This window comes from Gemmatimonadota bacterium, from assembly GCA_016719105.1.
Lineage (GTDB): Bacteria > Gemmatimonadota > Gemmatimonadetes > Gemmatimonadales > Gemmatimonadaceae > SCN-70-22.
The window spans coordinates 103,838-122,464 of the sequence record JADKAQ010000020.1 but is presented as its reverse complement, the minus strand read 5'-3'; the positions used below and the strand labels follow the sequence as shown (position 1 = coordinate 122,464).

General features: G+C 70.5%; 13 protein-coding genes. 6 read left to right on the top strand and 7 right to left on the bottom strand.

Translation table 11 applies throughout. The annotated features are described in order from the left end of the window. Window positions 1–192: 192 nt before the first annotated feature. Genes IPN47_19495 through IPN47_19485 form a run of 3 tightly spaced genes read right to left on the bottom strand, consistent with a single transcriptional unit; the run spans window position 193 to window position 3,676 of the window. Window positions 193–2,094, bottom strand: a complete 1,902-nt coding sequence (locus IPN47_19495; protein ID MBK9410185.1) for a CocE/NonD family hydrolase — start codon at window positions 2,092–2,094, stop codon at window positions 193–195. Between the two features lie 36 nt (window positions 2,095–2,130). Further along, window positions 2,131–2,919: an enoyl-CoA hydratase/isomerase family protein gene (locus tag IPN47_19490; protein MBK9410184.1), complete on the bottom strand. Its 789-nt coding sequence runs from the start codon at window positions 2,917–2,919 to the stop codon at window positions 2,131–2,133. A gap of 40 nt (window positions 2,920–2,959) precedes the next feature. Beyond that, entirely contained in the window at window positions 2,960–3,676 is a 717-nt protein-coding gene (locus IPN47_19485; protein MBK9410183.1) for a GntR family transcriptional regulator, read from the bottom strand. Between the two features lie 130 nt (window positions 3,677–3,806). Here IPN47_19485 and IPN47_19480 point away from each other — a divergent pair, with 130 nt between their 5' ends. From IPN47_19480 to IPN47_19470, 3 genes are read left to right on the top strand one after another with little or no spacing between them, the layout of a single operon-like run. Continuing rightward, a complete protein-coding gene (locus IPN47_19480) occupies window positions 3,807–4,628 on the top strand; it encodes a hypothetical protein (protein MBK9410182.1) in 822 nt (273 codons plus the stop codon). 35 nt (window positions 4,629–4,663) lie between these two features. Then, window positions 4,664–5,785: an o-succinylbenzoate synthase gene (gene menC, locus IPN47_19475; GenBank protein ID MBK9410181.1), complete on the top strand. Its 1,122-nt coding sequence runs from the start codon at window positions 4,664–4,666 to the stop codon at window positions 5,783–5,785. After that, a complete protein-coding gene (locus tag IPN47_19470) occupies window positions 5,778–7,019 on the top strand; it encodes an amidohydrolase (protein ID MBK9410180.1) in 1,242 nt (413 codons plus the stop codon). The genes menC and IPN47_19470 overlap by 8 nt, the downstream gene beginning before the upstream one ends. On the opposite strand, the gene IPN47_19465 is transcribed toward IPN47_19470, so the two are convergent. The 3 genes from IPN47_19465 to IPN47_19455 all read right to left on the bottom strand — a co-directional run bounded on the left by IPN47_19465 (window position 7,016) and on the right by IPN47_19455 (window position 13,193). Then, window positions 7,016–9,838: a protein kinase gene (locus IPN47_19465; protein ID MBK9410179.1), complete on the bottom strand. Its 2,823-nt coding sequence runs from the start codon at window positions 9,836–9,838 to the stop codon at window positions 7,016–7,018. The two genes, IPN47_19470 and IPN47_19465, sit on opposite strands and share 4 nt — an antisense overlap. A 100-nt stretch (window positions 9,839–9,938) precedes the next feature. After that, window positions 9,939–11,399, bottom strand: coding sequence for a M20/M25/M40 family metallo-hydrolase (locus tag IPN47_19460; GenBank protein ID MBK9410178.1), 1,461 nt, complete (start codon window positions 11,397–11,399; stop codon window positions 9,939–9,941). A 42-nt stretch (window positions 11,400–11,441) separates the two neighbouring features. After that, window positions 11,442–13,193, bottom strand: a complete 1,752-nt coding sequence (locus IPN47_19455) for a D-aminoacylase (GenBank protein ID MBK9410177.1) — start codon at window positions 13,191–13,193, stop codon at window positions 11,442–11,444. A 384-nt stretch (window positions 13,194–13,577) separates the two neighbouring features. On the opposite strand from IPN47_19455, the gene IPN47_19450 reads away from it, so the two are divergent. After that, window positions 13,578–14,744, top strand: coding sequence for a TonB-dependent receptor plug domain-containing protein (locus IPN47_19450; GenBank protein ID MBK9410176.1), 1,167 nt, complete (start codon window positions 13,578–13,580; stop codon window positions 14,742–14,744). Here the strand turns inward: IPN47_19450 and IPN47_19445 are convergent. Next, a complete protein-coding gene (locus IPN47_19445) occupies window positions 14,741–15,730 on the bottom strand; it encodes an enoyl-[acyl-carrier-protein] reductase (GenBank protein ID MBK9410175.1) in 990 nt (329 codons plus the stop codon). The genes IPN47_19450 and IPN47_19445 overlap by 4 nt on opposite strands. A 198-nt stretch (window positions 15,731–15,928) precedes the next feature. Between IPN47_19445 and IPN47_19440 the strand changes: the two genes are divergently transcribed. Continuing rightward, window positions 15,929–17,236 (top strand): threonine/serine exporter family protein, encoded by a 1,308-nt coding sequence (locus IPN47_19440; protein MBK9410174.1) that lies wholly within the window; start codon window positions 15,929–15,931, stop codon window positions 17,234–17,236. Next, on the top strand, window positions 17,233–18,564 hold the full coding sequence (locus IPN47_19435; GenBank protein ID MBK9410173.1) for a cardiolipin synthase B: 1,332 nt from the start codon (window positions 17,233–17,235) through the stop codon (window positions 18,562–18,564). Before IPN47_19440 ends, IPN47_19435 begins: the two co-directional genes overlap by 4 nt. Window positions 18,565–18,627 lie beyond the last annotated feature (63 nt).

Genomic DNA, 18,627 nt, shown 5'->3' with positions numbered 1-18,627 from the left:
AGCGCCCGTCGCCCCCCGGGGCCGAAGGCGTCGCGCAGCGGCGGAATTCTGACCGGGGGCGCTCGTCGGGGGGGTCAAACGGGGGGCCGGAAGGGAGGCGGACCGGGGAGACGGACCAGTAGGTCGACTGCCCAGGTAGACGGCGGAGGCCGACGGCAGCGGCCCGCTCAACACCCCCCGCCGGCGCCGCCCCTACGGCTGCGGCGCCCCGACCTCCTGCATCGGGAGCTCCAGCCATGACGGCGCTGCCGAGTGTCGGTGCACCGTCCACGTCGGGGTCGCCGCCGGGGGATACAGGGCGAACATCGACCGGTCGGCCCCACCTAACGCCAGCCGGATGCGGTCCCCCTTCCGCAACCGCACCGACGTCGCGAACAGCTCGAAGGGGACCTCCGCCACCTCGCCGGGGACGAGCGGCATCGCGTCGGCCCGGGTGAACGCGTGCACGGGACCAAAGGTGCGGTACGGCGGCGGCGCCGTCGACAGCTTCCGGTGCCGCCCCCGCAGCATCCCTTCGGTCACGTAGGTCACCTTGCCGTCAGGCGCAACCGCCTCGAGGTACGCGAAGAAGGCGCCGTCATCGTGCGTCGACGCCACGCGCAGCCAGACCACCGGGACCCCGGTGATCTCCACGTCGGCCGGCAGCGGCTCGCTCGTGTAGGTCAGGAGCTTCGCGTCCGCCGCCGCACGGTCGCCATAGGTCACGTCGTCGCCCCCGAGCTGCGTGTGCCAGCGGGTGTGCGCCCCCGTCGTCGCCGTCGTGTCGACGGTGTACGTGTCCGCCCCGACACTGTCCGTGGGCGCGACCCGTCCGAGCGTCTTCCCGGTCCCGAGGTACCAGCGCACCGGCGCCATCCCCGCCGGTGGCCACTGCGTCGTCGTGCGCCAGCGCCCGTCGTTCATCGTGTAGTAGCGGATCTCATGCGCGGGGACCTTCCCACCTGGTTCCTTCAACAACCCATCGAAGAAGGCCAGCATCTCGCGCTGCTGCTCCGCCGACGACGGGACGGTCGCCGTCGAGTCGGGGAGGAACGGGTCGATGTGCTCGCCCCCTCCGTGGCTCCACGGCCCGATCTCGAGGCGTTGCGGCGTCTTGAGCGAGAAGAACCTGCCTAACGCCACGTTCACCGTCCCGGCGTCGAGCCATCCCACGCGGACCAGCATCGGCGTGGCCAGCGGCTCCACCTTGTCGCGCATCCCGTAGGGCGAGATGTCGCCGAAGGTGAGCCGCGACGTGGGGAAGGTGTCGCGCGGGTTCTCGATCGCCCGCATGTCGGTCATGATGTCGTAGTTCCTGCGCGCCGCCACGATGGAGTCGAGCATGCGCCCCCCCACGTCGGCATCGACCGGCTTGATCCCCTGGATGAAGAGCCGCTGGACGGCGCATGTGAGTCCGGTCGCGCGCGTGAGCCCGCAGTAGTCGTTGGCGTCGAGCCGGTTGTTCGCGCCCCCCCACTCGGAGAGAAAGCCGGACAGCAGGACCCCCCCGGGCATCGCCAGGTCGAGCGGCGGATCGTAGTCGTCGTACAGCGGCGCCACCCCCTTCACCGCCGGGCGCCCGGTTGCGGCCAGCATCTCGGCGGTGTTCCCGTCGTACGACACCCCCCACGCGCCGACCCGCCCGTTGGACCACGGTTGCTTCACGATCCAGTCGACGATCTCTCCGTAGTCGGCCAGCTCGTCGGGCGACCACTCGATGGCCCGACGCCCGGTGGAGGCGCCGCTCCCTCGCGCGTCGACGAGGACGACCGCATAGCCGGCATCGAGGATGGACCCCAATCGCCGGTCGAGCGACGAGAACTGGCCGATGGCGATCGCCGCCCTGGCCAGGAGCCCGGGGCGCGTGGCGCGCACGTAGCGCGTCGCCTTGATCAGCGCCGGAATGCGCTGGCCAGCTGCAAGGGTCGCGGGGTACCAGACGTCGATGGCGATCTGCTCACCATCGCGCATGGGAACATAGAGCGCCTGGTTGCGCCGCATCCCCGCGGGGACGCGCACGTCGCCGGCGTCGCGCGCCATGGCCGCAAGGACCAGCACCGCGACGACGAGGCCAACGACCAGGCCAACGATCCCCAGCACGATCCGCTTCAGCATGACGACCCCAGGCGTGGTTGCGACCGGACGAACTCTCTATCGACCGCGCTCGCCAAAGCGCGGAGGGCGCTTCTCGACGAAGGCGCGCGCCCCCTCGAGATACTCGCCGGTCGCGAGGACGCGCTCCAGATACTCGACCTCCTGCGCCAGCGCGTGCTCCAGGGCGTCGCCGTCGCCCCGCAGGATCTGCTTGGTGTGCTGCACCGCCGACGGCGCATTGCCCGCAACCGTGGCCGCCATCGCCTGCGCCGCGGCCACGAGTCCGTCGCCGGGAAGGAGCTGCGAGACCAGCCCGATGCGCAGCGCCGTCGCGGCGTCGATGGGATCGCCGGTGAGGAGGAGCGTCGCCGCCCAGTTGTCGCCCACCAGGCGCGGCAACGTGTACGAGATGCCGTTGGTGATGAAGAGCCCTCGCTTCACCTCGGGAAAGACGAAGCGCGCCCCATCGCCCGCCAGGCGCACGTCGCACGCGCACGCCACCTCGGCACCAAACCCCGCGGCGACCCCGTTCACCGCCGCGATGTAGACCAGGCGGCTTCGCACGATCCGTCGCGTGATGTCCTGCAGCACCAACGCGTTCTCACGCGTGACCGACGGCGCCTCGGCGACGCTGGCGTCGAGCTCCTTGAGGTCCTCGCCGGCGCAGAAGCCGCGCCCGCTCCCGGTGAGGACGACGGCGCACACCGACGGGTCGTCCTCGATATCGGCCAGCAGGTCGCGAAAGCGATGATACTCGGCTCGGCGGAAGGCGTTGAGGCGCTCCGGGCGATTGAAGGTGACCGTGAGGACTCCACCGGTCGCGTGCAGCTGGAACGCCTCGTTCATGTCGTCTCGGGGAACGGGAGGTTGGGCCGCCGGTGGCGGTCTACCACTGCCCGCGTTCGCCCACGTTGGTGATCACGCTGCCGAGTCGGTCGGCGGCGTTGCGCCAGTTGGACTGCACGCAGAGCTGGGCTGCATCCGCATTGCCGGTCTTGATCGCCTTGATGATGGCCACGTGCTCGGCCACGGAGGGCGAGAGGTCGCGGGAGAGCAGTGAGACGTAGATGCGCTCGTAGCGCTCGGCTTGCGGCTTGACGGCGTCGTGGAGGGTGAGGAGTCGGACGCCGGCGCCACTCTCCACGTAGCGGCGGTGGAACTTCTCGTCCAGCTCCCACAGGCGATTGTGGTTCTGCTGCTTGGCGTCGGCCGCCTTCCGGAACTGCTCGTTGATGCTGGTCAGGTCGGCGACGAGCTTTTCGCGAGCGGCGGCCGGGAGCTGTGCGGCAAAACGTGCCGCGAGTCCCTCGATTTCGGCCACGATCGAAAAGAGTTCACGCGCATCCTCACGCGTGAGTGGGGCAACCGTGGGGCGCGACTGCTGCAGGGCCGGGGAGTCGAGGATGTACCCCTCCTGCTGGAGGCGCTGGAGCGCGCCCCGTACGGGAGTTCGGCTCACGCCGAGCCGCTGCGCCACGTCGGTCTCGACAATGCGCGTTCCGGGGGCAAGTTGTCCGCGCACGATGAGTTCCCGGAGTTTGCGATAGACAATCTCGGGTCGTGCGGCACGCTGCGGTGGTCCCTTCTTCGTCGCTCCCGTCACACGCCCTCCCCCGCTCGAGAAAAACCGGCCCTTTTCTCCTCGCCGAAATTTGTATACAATTCTGCCCTGTGCATTTATCTATGACCCTCCCGGATGTGACGCAAGAGTACTCGCCCCTCGAGGCCATGGCATGACCGATCCGCTCGACAGCGTCACCATACGTGACCTCGCGACGCTCGATGAATACACCGCCTGTGTCGACCTGCAGGAAGAGACCTGGGGGCGTGGTTTTTCCGAGCGCGTCCCCGGCGCCATCCTGCGGGTCTCCCAGAAGATCGGCGGGGTGACCGCCGGGGCGTTCGATGGCAACGGACGAATGATCGGGTTCGTGTTCGGCATGACCGGCATTCGCGAGGGGAAGCCCGCGCACTGGTCGGACATGCTGGCGGTGCGCGAGGAAGCGCGCGGACGCCACATCGGCGACCGCCTCAAGCACTTCCAGCGCGAACGCGTCCAGAAACTTGGCGTCGAAACGATGTTATGGACAGCCGACCCGCTCGTGGCGCGCAACGCGCACTTCAATATCAACCGCCTGGGCGCCCGGCCGGTGGAGTACGTCGAGAACATCTACGGCGCCAATACGGGGAGCACGCTGCACGGCGAGCTTCCCACCGATCGCCTGGTGATCTCGTGGGCGCTGAGCAAGCCGTACTCCCCGTCCAGCACCCTCGACGCGGAGGGGCCAGGCGACTGTGCCCTCCCGCTCGCCAACCCGCTCGGGAGTGACGGACGCCCCGCCTTCGATCCCGAGGCTGTCGGCCCGGCGGTTCGCGTGCAGGTGCCGCACGACCTGACGGTGGTGCAGCGCGACAGCGTGGACGACGCCATGTACTGGCGTCTGGCCGTGCGCGGGGCCTTCAATGCCCTCCACGCGAGCGGCCACACGGTCACGCGCTTCGTGCGTCCGGCCAGCGGCGCCCATCCGTACTACGTCCTGGAAGTCGCGCGCTAGCGCGCTCCTCTCTCCCGTCCCCGGTCTCCACTCGCATGTTGCACCTGACAGGCATCACCCTGCGTGAAATCCGGCTGCCCCTGCGTGAGCCGTTCCAGATCTCCTCGGGCACCATGACCGAGCGTCGCTGCGCGCTGCTCGAGCTGCGCGACGCCAGCGGCGCCGTGGCCTGGAGCGAGTGCGTGGCCGACGACACGCCCAACTACACGTCCGAGACGATCGACACGGCGTGGATGGCGATCACCAAGTGGGTGGCGCCGCGGGTGCTGTTCAAGCCGTTTCAGGGTCCGGGCGAAGTCCACGCCGTGCTCGAGCAGGACTTCCGCGGGCACATGATGGCCAAGGCGGCGGTCGAGATGGGAATGTGGGGGGTAGAGGCCGAGCGCCTGCAGATCCCGCTGGCCCGCCTCATCGGGGGGACGCGCGAGGAGATCCCGGTGGGGATTTCGTTAGGCATCCAGGCCACGCCCGAAAAGCTGGTCGAGAAGGCCGGGGCCGCGCTCGCCGAGGGCTATCGCAAGATCAAGATCAAGATCAAGCCGGGGAAGGACGTGGCCTACGTGCGCGCCGTGCGCGAGGCGTTTCCCACCGCCCCGATCATGGCCGACGCCAACAACGCGTACACGCTCGACACGGCCGACGCCCTCGTGGCGATGGACGACCTCGACCTGATGATGTTCGAGCAGCCGCTCGACTGGGAAGACATCGTCCGTCACCGCGAGCTGCAAAGCCGCCTCAAGACGCCCATCTGCCTGGACGAGTCGATCACCTCGCTCGACCGCGCGCAGGACATGGTCACGCTGGGTGCCGGCCGCATCATCAACATCAAGCCGGGACGTGTCGGCGGCTTCGGCCCGTCGCTGGCCATCCACGACTTCTGCGAAGCCAACGGCGTCCCCGTGTGGTGCGGCGGGATGCTGGAGAGCGGGATCGGGCGCGCGTACAACGTGGCGCTGGCCTCGCTCCCCAACTTCCAGAAGCCGGGCGACGTGAGCCCGAGCGCGCGCTACTGGGCGCGCGACGTCGTCACCCCCGAATGGACGATGACGCCGGACGGGATGGTCAAGGTCCCGCTCGACCGCCCCGGACTCGGCGTCACGATCGACGTCGGCCGCATCGACGACCTCACCGTGCGCCTGGAGCGCCTGGGTGAGTAGGGAGCCCGTGATGATCGTGACGCCCACCACGGGCGTCCCGATCTACCTCGACGCCCCACCGCGCGCGCGCGACCGCTTCACTCACGAGGAGATCACCCGCCTCGTCGCGCTCCGGCGCGAGCTGCACCGGCACCCCGAACTCTCGTGGAAGGAGTACGCCACCTCCGACCGGTTGGCGGCGGTCGCCGAGTCGTTAGGGGCGATGTCGGTGACGCGGGTGGCCAACACCGGGGTCGTCGCCCGCTTCAAGGGTCGCGACCCGTCGGCCCCTGTCGTCGCCGTGCGCGGCGACATCGACGCCCTCCCGATCCAGGAGGAGACAGGGCTCGACTACGCCTCCGCCGTGCCGGGGGTGATGCACGCCTGTGGCCACGACGTGCACGCCACCTGGGCAATCGGCGCCGCGATGGAGCTGGCGCGCCGCCCGGCACGCGGTGACGTCCTCGTGGTATTGCAGCCGGCGGAGGAGGTCGGTGGCGGCGCCCCCGCCATCCTGGCGAGCGGCGCGCTCGATGGCGTGGCGGCCATCTTCGGCGGACACGTCGACCGCCGCTTCGAGGTCGGGCAGGTGATCGCCGAGGCCGGGCCGCTCGCCGCGTCGGCCGACAGCTTCACGATCACCCTCGTGGGGCGCGGCGCGCACGGCGCACGCCCGCACGAATCGGCCGATGCCGTCGTCGCCGCCGCCGCCGTCATCACCGCGCTGCAGACCATCGTTGCCCGCCGCCTCGACCCGGCGGCTCCGGCCGTGTGCACGGTCGGCAGCATCCACGCGGGGGTCGCCTCCAACGTCATCCCCGAACGGGCCATCCTCACCGGAACGCTGCGGGCGATGGACCCCAACACGCGCCGGCGCCTGGGCGAAGAGGTGAGACGACTCGCGACGCAGGTGGGCGAGGCCTACGGTGTGAAGGCAGAGGTCGTGGTGGAGCTGGGGACACCGCCGATCGTCAACCCGGTGCGCGAAGCCGAGTGGGCACGCGCGGCGGCGACCTCGGTACTCGGCGACGGGGCCGTGGTCCCGTTCGGGATCACCAACATGGGGGGCGAGGACTTCGCCTTCTACATGGAGAAGATCCCGGGGTGCTTCCTGCGCATCGGCGCACGCGAAGCCGGGGGCGAGGCGGTCGCCGCGCATTCGCCGCGCTTCCACGCCGCCGACGGGGCGATCTTCGTAGGGGCGGCGGTGCTCGCCGAGTGCGCGCGCGTGGCCAGCGAGGCGCTGAGCGCCTAACGCTGCCAGGGACCGAGGTCCTTGGCGATCGACTGGAGCATCGTCGCCGGGAGCGCCATCGTCACGCGCCGCTTCTGGTCGGCGTCGACGATCACCACCTGATACGTCGCTGACGCGGCGGCGAAGTCGGCCGGGTGGAAGACGTAGATCCCCGCGTTCGGGATCGCCTTCTTCTCGCGCCGGTACATGTCGACGTTCCCCACCGCGTGGATGGTCTGGCTCTCCAGCGGGACCAGCGGCGTGCCGTCGCGCGTGATGGTCAACGAGTAGAAGTCGCCCTTCCGCGCGTCGAGCGGCTTGTCAGGACGCTGCGGGTAGGCGGCCTTGTCGGGCGCCACGTGGAAGATCACGACCGCGCGTCGCTCCTCCCGATAGGCGCGCCACGACTTCCACTCGAGCAGTGGATCCGGCGGGCCCCCCGGGGTCTTGGCGCCGATTTCGAACGGATTGTCTTCCACGGCCGGCGGCGCCGACTGCGCCAGGCGCCAGGCGAGGAGCTGCGGCGTCATGGCGAGGACGTCGAACCCGCCCTGCGTGGCGCGATAGCCGGCGAGGTCGAACGACGCCGCTTCGGCCGCCGTGAGCTCCGACGCGCCGACCGCGCGCGCCGGCCAGGTGCGGAAGAGCGAGTCGTTGGTGGTGAGGCGCGACGCCGCGGGGCGCGCGGTCGCGACGAGGGCCCGAAGCGCCGCGGCGTTGGCGATGACCACGTTGCCGCGCCGGCGCGCCACGATCCCGGCCACGCTCCCGCTGCGCGGATTGAGGATCGGCGCGCCGAGCGCGCTGGTGCCGACCGAGGTCGCGGTGGCGAAGGTGGAGGCGGTCACGCGGGCGACGACGACCGGCTGCGGCGTGACCGTGTTGCGCCTGACGGCAGGGAGCGCAAGGAGCGAGTCACCCACGGCCGTCGCGGTGCGCATGGTATCGCGCTGCCCCACATCGAGCGCGCGACAGCGACGGCAGACGCGCGGCGACACGAGAAGGGCGGCGAGCCCAGTGGCGCTATCGACCGAGACGACGGTCGCGTGCACCGTGTTGTCGGCGTCGACGAAGACGTCGATGCGTCGATCGGCTGGGACGAGCGAGGCGGCGGTGACGAGCAGCCCGGCCGAATCGACGGCGAAGGCGCTGCCGCGCCCATTGGCCGACATCACGGAGAGGACCGCGCCGCGGGCTCGCTGCACCCGTTCGCTGTCGGCGCTGGCCGCCGCGGGGAGCGCCGAGGCGGCGAGCGTGTCGGCGGTCTCGGCGGGGGCCGCATTCAGCGTCGAGTCGACGAGGGCGGCCGCGGGGGGCGCCGCCGTCTCGTCCTTGCCACCGCCGAGCCGGGTGGCCGCGTAGCCGAGCACCGCCACGCCTAACGCGGCAGCGGCGATGACCCCGAGCGGGGGACCGCGGCGAGGCGAGGCGGCAGCGGGGGGGGCCGCGACAACGGCCGGGTGTGGCACCGCCGGCGTGGCGTCACGCACCACGATCGACGCGGGCTGCGTGTCGTCACGCGCCGCGATCGGCGACGCGGGTGGCGGCGGTGTCGGCGTGGTGGTGCGCGACGCGTCGGCGGCGGCGGCGGCGGGGACCACCGGTGTTTCGCTGCGCACGGGCGGCACGCCCACGGGCGGCACGGCGGCTCCCGCCAGCTGCACCGTGGGCTGGAGCGCGGGGCGCGGCATGGCCTGCGACTCGCTCGGCGGGGTCGCGACGCCCACCGGCGGCTGCCCGGTGGTTGGGGTCGGCGACAATCCACCGGCGGCCCGCACCGCCGACATCGAGCGCACCGGCGTGGACGAGTCGACGATCATCCCGCCGCGGCTCGGCGTCGCCATGCGCTGCGACACGAGGAGCAGGTATGCCTGCTCCTCCTCGTTCAGCGGGATCTGGTCGATCGCCCCGTCGAACTCGGCGACGAACTCCATCGCGTCGGCGTGGCGCGCGGCGGGATCGGCGGCCAGCGCCTTGTCGAAGGCGGCCTGCAGTGCCGCAGGCCAGGCGACGTCGGGGAGGACGTCGGCCAGCGTGCGTGGCTTCCCCATCATCCGCGCGATGAACGCATCGCCCGCGACGTTGGACTTGAAGGCGCTCTCGCCCGTGAGGACGCGGAAGGCGATGAGGGCGAGGGCGTAGAGGTCGGAGCGTTCGTCGAGCGAATCGCCCGTCAGCTGCTCCGGGCTCATGTAGTCGGGGGTCCCGACGATCATCCCCGTCGACGTGAACTGCTGCGTCCCGCGGCTCATGACCCGCGCGATACCGAAGTCGACGAGCTTCACCATGTCGGTGCCGGCGCGTGTCCGGGCGACCATGATGTTGTCGGGCTTGAGGTCGCGGTGCAGGATCCCCATCCCGTGCGCGGCCACCAGCGCCTCGGCCGTCTGGCGGACCATCTCCCCCGTGCGCACGACGTTCAGGCGCCCTTCGCGATCGAGGATCGACGAGAGTGGCTCCCCGGGGACGTACTCCATCGCCAGGTAGATCATCCCATCGGCCGTCTCGCCGAAGTCGTAGACCTGCGCGACGTTGGGATGGGAGATCTGTGAGGCGTTCTCGGCCTCGCGATGGAAGCGCGACACCGCCACGGGGTCGCCCACCATCCACGTGCGCATCAGCTTGACCGCGACCTTGCGCTTGATGCGGACGTGCTCGGCGAGATAGACCTCGCCCATCCCTCCCTCACCGAGCCGCTCCTGCACGAGATACCGATCGGCGAGGACCGTCCCGATGAGCGAGTTGGCGCCACCGGCCGAGATGAGCGCAGCGCCGTCGACCGTGCAGAAACGGTCGTCGTCGCTGTACTCCTTCCCACACTGCGGGCAGGTCCGGGCCAAGTTCTGGGAGACGGGAAGACGGGAGGACGGGAAGACGAGCGGGCGCGTCTTCTGGGGGCGGGAGCCCTATCGCGTGAGCAAAGATAGGGCCGCAGGGCGGCTATTGGGCGTTTCGGATGAGTTGCGCCCAGAATTTTACGCCGTACGCGAAGTCCGCCAGCGGTATGCGCTCATTCGTCCCGTGGGCCCCCGAGACGAGGGGGGCGGTGACGACGGCCGGGGCGAAGCGGAAGATGTGCTTCGTGAGCGGCTCGTAGTGGCGGGTATCGGTGGCGGCCCCGAGCAGGTACGGGGTGGGGAGGGCGTCGGGATAGAGCTGCGAGATGGTCTTCTCCAGCGCGGCGTACTCCGGCGAATCGAACGGGGTGATGGCCGACGGTTCGCGGGCGTTTCCGAGCTGCCGCACCTTGACCATCGTGTCGCCCACGACGCGGGCGATGTGGGTCAGGACCCCCTGCACCGAGTCGCCGGGGAGGATGCGGAAGTTGACCACCGCCGTGGCGCGGATGGGGAGGACGTTTTCCTTCGGGCTCCCACTGGCCATGGTCACCGCGGTGGTGGTGCGCACGACCGAGGCGGTCTGGGGCTGCTTGACCAGCGCCTGGACGATGAGCGGTCGCACGGCGCCGAGGTTAGCGAAGGCGAAGCGCATCGCGAACGACCCCTCGGCAGCGACGTTGGTGAGGAAGGCCTCCGTGGCCGGGGTGAGGCGCGCCGGCATCTGGTCGTCCTCGAGCCGGGTGATGGCCCGGGCGAGGATCCCGAGGGCGGTATGCGTGGGCGGAATGGACGAGTGGCCGCCCCCGCCCATGACCGAGAGCTCGACCGACATCGACGATTTCTCGGCGACACCCACCATCGCCACCCGACGCTTCACGCCGGGGATGATCCCTTCGGTGATGAAGCCCCCTTCATCGACGAGGAAGGCGACCTTGCCGTAGCGCTGTTGCAGCAGGCGGGAGATGTGCTCGGCGCCGCGATAGCCGCCGACCTCCTCGTCGTGGCCGAAGGCGAGGAGGACGGTGCGCGTGGGCTGGAAGCCCTGCGCCACGAGGAGTTCGACCCCTTCGAGCAACCCGATGACGGAGATCTTGTCGTCGGCGGCGCCGCGCCCCCACAGCATCCCGTCGGCGGTGTCGCCGGCGAAGGGCGGGTGGGTCCACATCGAGTCGGTCCCGCTCTCCACGGGGACGACATCGAAGTGCCCGGTGAGGAGGATGGGGGCGCGCGTGGTGTCGGCGCCTTTCCACGTGTAGAGGAGCGAGTAGCCGTTGACGACCTCGCGCGTGAGCGCCGAGTCGACGCGGGGGAAGGCGGCGCGTAGCCAGTCGTGGAATTCGAGGAAGGGCTGCGGGTTCCACTGGGTGGAATCCTGCACCGAGACGGTGCGAAAGCGCAGCGACTCGCGAAAGCGATCGGTGGTGACGGTGGCGGCGGCGATCCCGGCATCGGGGGCGAGCGAGGCCGGCGCGCGCGGGACGAGGCGCGTCGCGCGCCAGGCCCCCAACCCGGAGAGGGCGGCGAGCGCGAACGAGACGACGGCGATGACTTTCTTGAGCACGCGACGATCCGGAGCGAACGAAAGGGAAGGAGTGCGACGAACCTAACGAGCCGAGGTGCCATCCCACCCCGGTCCGCGCAACGCGCGTCCCGGCTTGGCGTTGGTGTGGCGCCCGTCGCGCAGCACGCGGACGCCGTTCACCCAGACCTGCTCCACGCCGCGCGACAGCTGGTGTGGCCGCTCGGGGGTGGCGAGATCCATGATGGTGGCCGGGTCGAAGATCACGATGTCGGCGAACATCCCCTCGAGCAGTAGTCCGCGATCGCGCAGGGCCAGTCGCGACGCGACGGCGCCGGTCATGCGGCGCACGGCGTCTTCGAGCGTCAGGAGCTTCTGCTCGCGCACGTAGCGCCCGAGGATGCGCGGGTACGTCCCGTACGCGCGCGGATGGACGACGCCGGTGGCGCTGTCGGGGTCAACGCCGCCGGCATCGCTGCCGATGGAGACCCACGGCCACTTGAGCTGCATGCGCACGTTCTCCTCGGACATGGTGAAGTTGATCTTGTCGAGGTCGTGCCCTTCGGAGAGGATCAGCTCGATGACGGCATCGGGCCACGGGCGGTTCATCGCCGAGGCAATATCGGACAGGAGCTTCCCCTCGAACGGCTTGTGCTCCGGCTTGGTGAAGCCGGCGATCATGTAGCCCGTGGGCCCCTCGCGCTGGCAGAGGGGGGCGCCGTCCATGTCGGTCATCTCGCGCACGATGCGTGCGCGCACCTCCGCATTCTTCAGGTTGTCGAACAGCTTCCCGTTCTCGGCGGCCCAGTCGGGGAAGCACTCGCCGAGGTTGTTGCCCGAGAAGGGATAGGGATACATGGTGGCGGCGACATCGAAGCCCGAGGCGCGCGCCGAGTCGATCTTGGCGACCATGCCCGGGGCCTTGGACCAATTCCGGCGGTTGGAGGCCTTGAGGTGGTAGATGTCGACGCGCACGCCCCCTTCGCGCCCGATGCGGAAGGCCTCGTCCATCGCCTCGTAGAGCGAGTCGTCCTCGGAGCGCATGTGGGTGATGTAGCCCCCCTGGAACGGCGCCATCGCCCTGGCCATCTCGACCAACTCCGTCGTGCTGGCATACGAGCCGGGCGGGTAGATGAGGGCGGTGGAGATGCCGAAGGCCCCGCCCCGCATCGCGTCGCGCACCACGGCGCGCATCGTGTCGAGCTGCGTGGCGTTAGGCATCCCGGGGGCCTGCCCCATCACGTAGCCACGTACGGTGGTGGCGCCGAGGTACGACCCGGCGTTGACCGAGATCCCGTTCTTCTCCATGTCGGCGAGCCACAGGCCAAAGCCGGCGCCGCCGCGATAGCGACGCACCATGACGGCACGCTGCGGGGTCAGGCTCGACTCGGGGAGCGAGTCGACACGTTCGTTGGACGGTGCCGGGGTGGTCGCCTCGCCGAGGATCTCGCTGGTGACCCCCTGCGTCACCTTGGACACGACGCGCCCATCGCCCCACATCAGCGCGTCCCACGAGTGGGACTGGATATCGATGAAGCCTGGCGCGATCACGCGGTTTGCGGCGTCGATGCGCTCGCGCGCGGTCGCCTGTCGCAGCCCGCCGGCGATGGTGATGGCAGCGATGCGGTCGCCGCGAATGGCGAGGTCGCCGGCAAACCACGGATTGCCAGTACCGTCGACGAGGCGACCGTTCTCGATGATGACGTCGTACGGGCCGCGATCCGGGGCGAGCCCCGGCGTGGCCGGACGGGAGCAGGCGGCGAGGGCGACCGCGGCGACGAGGGCCGTGGCCCGGAAGCTGGGGCGCCCGGGGCGCCGACGACGAAGTGTGCGCATGGAGTCGCGGGAGGAGCGCCGGCGGGTTGGACGGGGTGGAGCGCCCCGAGTCGGCGGCGATAACCTACGCGTCCGACGGTCGGTTGGCACGGTCTGGCTCGGGGGGCGATCGCCCAGCATCCCCGGCATTCCCGTCGACGTCGCGCGCGGTGCGTCGCACGGCGCTTTCGGCGCGTCCCGTCCCCCTGGCGGCGACTTCGCGGGGCCGGAAGTGCGCATTCCGTGACGAGCAGGGCGATCGGAGCCGGGGTGGAAACGCGGCCGCCGGCAACTGGAGGCGCCGGTAGTGCATTTATCCCGTCTGGAGGGTACGATACTGGTCGCCTGCTGGCCATCACCCCCAGGATGCCACGCGCACCCGCCCTCGGCGGGGGAGGTTTTGTCGTGATGTACAATCGCCCGTCGCGCCCTGGCATTCGCCAGCGCGCCTTTGTGGTATCCGCACTACTCGCATGCCTAACGGCATCGCCGGCGTTCGGGCAGCAGGGTGAAGTGGGGACCGGTGGGGTGAAGGGATTGGTCCGTGACTCCTCCGGCACGCCGGTGGAGGGAGCACAGGTCTCGGTGACCGGGGCGCCGATTCGTGGGGAAAGTGGCGTCGGCGGCGAGTTCCTCTTTGCCAAGGCCACCGCCGGCCCGATGACGATCCACGTGCGCCGCATCGGCTTCCTCCCCGAATCGACGACGGTCAACGTCCTGGCCGGCACGACGATCAACGCGGAGTTCACGCTGCGCCGCGTGGTGGTGGCGTTGCAGCCGGTGGTGATCATGGGGCGGCGCGAGATCACCGGTCGCATGGCCGGCTTCTACCAGCGCCAGTCGCGCGGGCACGGGCACTTCATCACGCGCGAGCAGGTGGAGAAGCGGAACCCCGGCAACATGACCGACCTGTTCCGCATGATCCCCGGCGTTCGCATCGACACGCGCGGCTTCAACACCAGCGTGCGCTTCCGCGGCGCCCGCTGCGCCCCGCTCACCTGGATGGACGGCTCGCCGCTGTACGCGGGCGAGTTCGACCTCGACTCGGTCGACCCGCGCAGCTTCGAGGGGATCGAGATCTACAGCGGCGCGGCCAGCGTCCCGGCCGAGTTCCAGGGGAACCGCTCGCTGAGCTCCGCCTGCGGGACGATCATCCTCTGGTCGCGGCAGGGCGAACTCCGCCCCAAGAAGCGGAAGAAGGGCGAGATCTCAGCGGCGGCCGAGATCGCCGCGCTCGTGCAGCAGCTCTCGGTCTTCACCGCCGAGCAGGTCGACCAGCAGGCGCGCGTCGATTCGAGCAAGATCGTGCGCCCCGTGTATCCCGACTCGCTGTACACCAACCTCGTCCCGGGGAAGGTGCTCGCCGAGTTCGTGGTCGATGCCAAGGGGACGGTGAACCTCGACACGTTCAACGTGGTGACGACGACGCACGCCGGCTTCGTGGAGCCGGTGCGTCTTTCCCTGCGCGATCAGCTGTTCGTCCCCGCCGTGAGAAAGGGGCAGATCGTGCAGCAGGTGGTGCAGCTCCCCTTCACCTTCGTCCCCGACTCGACCGCCGTTCGACGGCGCTAGCCCGCGCTCGGTGTTCCGGCGGCCGCCTGCGCTTCGGCGGCCGCCTTGGCATCGGCCTCGGCCTGGAGCTCCACCTCCTCGTCCTTCATCCACTGCGGAATGGCGACCGCCATCCCCATGGCGTGGAAGCCCTTGTCCACGTAGACGGTGGCGCCGGTGATCCCGCTGGCCAGCGGTGATGCGAGGAAGGCCGCGGCGTAGCCGACCTCGATCGCCTTGAGATCGTCGGTGAGCGGGGCATTGAGCCGATAGTAGCTCACCATCTTCTCGACGATCCCGATGGCGCTGGCCGCGCGCGAGGCGAGCGGACCGGCCGAGATCGTGTTGACGCGAATGCCCCAGCGACGACCGGCCTCGAAGGCGAGGGTCCGGGTGTCGCTCTCCAGCGCGGCCTTGGCCGTCCCCATCCCACCGCCGTAGCCACGGACCACGCGCTCGGCGGCCAGGTACGAGAGCGACATGACGGAGCCCCCCGGGCTCATGAGGGGGCCGAGGGTGCGCACCATGGAGACGAGCGAGTAGGCGCTCACCCCGACGGCGGCGAGGTAGCCGGCCCGCGAGGTGTCGACGAGGAGCTTCCGCACCTCGGGGCCGTTGGCCAGCGAGTGCACGACGACGTCGACCCCATGAGGGCCGAAGTCGCGCTCGAGGCTGGCGGCCATGCCGGCGATCGAGAAGTCGCCGACTTCCTTGTAGCGCTTGCTCGTCCGGACGTCCTCGGGGGCGTCGTCGAGGGTGTCGTAGGCGGCATCGAGCGGGTAGATGCGCTCGAACTGGAGGAGCTCGCCGTTCGAGAGGCGGCGGGAATCGTCCATCTTTCCGCGGTCGATCAGGTTGCGGAAGATGTTGAGCGCCGGGGGCCAGGTGGCCACGCAGACTTTGGCGCCTGCTTCGGCCAGGGCCTTGGCGATCGCGAAGCCGAAGCCGTTGTCGTCGGCAACGCCAGCCACGAGGGCGCGCTTGCCGGTCAGGTCGATTGAAAGCATGGGAGGGTATATCGCCCGTGCATGGGGGGCGTCGCAAGTCGCTGGATGCGGGAGGTGCGCGCGCGACGCACGGAAACCGCGCGCGTACGGCGGGCTCTACGCCCGGCGACGGGGAAAAGATGCGCGCGATTCGTGCTTTGCGATCCCCTTCGCCCGACGTCGGTGACAACTTACGGTGCGAATCCCCCCTCTCCAGCCATGAGCGCCTCGGTCACTGCCGAAGACCCGACCCAGTCGCTGTCGTTGACGGCGCTCTACGAGGCCCCCCCCTCGCAGGCCCCGACGACGGTCGAGGACGCGGTGCTGTTCATCAGCCTCGCGGCGCGGGCGTACGCGGCCGTGGACGAGATCCCGGCGCGGACCGAGGAGGGGCTCGAGTACCTGGCGCGCCGGCTCGGCTTCACCGCCGACTGCACGGCGACGGCGACGGCGATCTTCATCACGCTGGCCAAGGAGGGGCGCCGCTGGACCGAGGTGATCCGCGTGCATGCGTCGTCGCCCGACCTCACGCGGGCCGTGGCGCTGCATCGGGTGCTGGAGCGGGTAGCCCGCAACGAGATCACCCCGCGCGACGCGGCCGAGCGGCTGACGACGTTGCTGGCCTGGCGCTCGAAGTCGAGCATCGTGCTCGACACGCTGGCCAGCGCACTCCTGAGTGCGTCGGCGGCGCTCCTGCTGCGCGCCGACCTCACGGAGTTGGGGCTGGTGGCGCTCCTGGGGGCGCTGGTGGGGGCGGTCTTGCACCTGGTGGCCGGCCGCGAGTCGCTGGTCCCGCTGGCGACGGTGCTGCTGGCGGCGATCGCGTCAGGGGCGGCGTTCGGCTTCGACCGGCTCAACATCGCCGATATCCGCCCGGTCCCGGTGCTGGTGGCGTCGCTGGTGATCCTCCTCCCCGGGTGGCGCCTGACGGTGTCGATGAGCGAGCTGGCGCAGGGGCACTGGACGGCGGGGTCGGGGCGCTTCTTGGCGGGGGTGGTGACGTTGCTGCTCCTGATCGTTGGGGTGGTGGTGGGGCAGCAGGCGGTCGCGTCGGACGTGAAGGCGCGCCTCATCCTCCCGGCCGCGACCAACCTGCCGGCGTGGGTGCGCATTCTCTCGCCGCTCGTGGCGGGGCTGGCGATGACGCACCTGTTCAACGCGCGCCGAAAGGACGCGCTGTGGATCACGCTGATCTGCGTGATCACCTCGCTCGCGGCCTTTGGCGGCGGCAAGTGGCTCGGCTCCAATGCGGGGGCGTTCGTGGGGGCGTTCACGGCGACGGCGGCGAGCATCCTCCTGGCGCGTCGCCTGCGACTGCCGTACGCCGTCTTGCAGCAGCCGGCGACGGTGCTCCTGGTCCCGGGGACGATCGGCTTCCTCAGCTTTGGATCGTTGGTGGACCAGAACGTCAACCGGGCGATCCAGACCGGCTTCATGATGCTGATGGTGGCGCTCACGCTGTCGATCGGTGCACTCCTGGCGCGGGTCGCGCTGCGCCAGGGGATGGCGCGCGAGTTCGAGCGGTGAGCGACCCGCTGGACGGGGGCGACGTCGTCCCCCGCGGCGACGCGGAGGCCCCCGCCGTTGCGCGGGCGCGTGGCGACGGGGCCGAGCTGGCACATGCCCTCGTGCCGTACACGCCGCTCGCGGTGCCGCCGCAGCCGGACGGAATCCCGGAGCCGTTGGAGCTCGAGCCGCTCCCGCCGACCGTGAGCCCCGCCCCGCTCCTCCCCACCGCGCAGCGCACCCGCACCTTCGCGCGCGGGCTCTGGCGCATCGCCGCCGCCGACGTGTCGGCGGACAACCGCGTGCACCTGCTGCAGGACGGCCCGGCGACCTTCGATGCCATGATCGCCGCGATCGACGGGGCGACGACCCGCGTGGATTTCGAGGGCTACATCTTTCGCGACGACGAGGTGGGGCGCCGCTTTCGCGATGCGCTGATCGACGCGGCGATGCGCGGGGTGCAGGTGCGCGTGCTCGTGGACTGGGTGGGGCGCATGGGGACGCCGCGCGCCTTCTTCCGCGAGATGACACGCTTCGGCGTGCAGGTGCAGCTGTTCTCGCCGCCCGGCTTCCGGGCGTGGGGCGGCATCCTCCCGCGCGACCATCGCAAGCTGGTAGTGGCCGACGGCGCCATCGCGGTGACCGGCGGGATCGGGATCGGGAAGGAGTGGAAGCGCGGGGTGTTGCGGCGCCGGAGCGCGCCGTGGCGCGATACGGCGGTGCGCATTGCCGGCCCCGCGGCGGTGGACATGGTCGACTCGTTCGAGCGCATGTGGGCGCGCGCGCACGAGGGGCGCCCCAAGGGGATCCGCCTGATCCGCCGTCCCAGCGCCTCGCACCTCGACCCGCAGGTGGACCCGCCGTCGCTGGTGGGGATCATCGAGGGGGAGCCGGGGCGCATGCGCGTGTCGCGGGCGCTGCAGATGCAGGCGTTAGGCGCGGAGCGCACGATCTGGATCGCCAGCGCCTACTTCGCCCCGTCGCTGGGGATGGTCGAGGCGCTGGCCGGTGCGGCGCGCGACGGCGTCGACGTGCGCGTCCTCGTCCCCTCGCGCTATGACCACCCCTGGCTGCGCACGATCATCGCGCCGTTCTACACCCGCCTGTTCAAGCACGGGGTGCGCATCTGGGAGTGGCGCGGCGAGATGATGCACGCCAAGACGAACGTGGTCGACGGGCGCTGGGTGCGGGTGGGGTCGACCGACTTCAACCTGCTGGGGGTGGCCATCAACTTCGAGCTCGACGCGGTGATCGAAGACGCCACGTTAGGCGCGCAGGCCGAGCAGATGTTCCTCGAGGACCTGGACCAGGCGCGCGAGATTCGCTGGAAGCGCAGCTCGGCGCCCTAAGCGCCCGAAGCGCGTGCGCCGGCAGGGCGCGTGGGGGGTGCGCCAGCAGGGCGCGCGGAAATG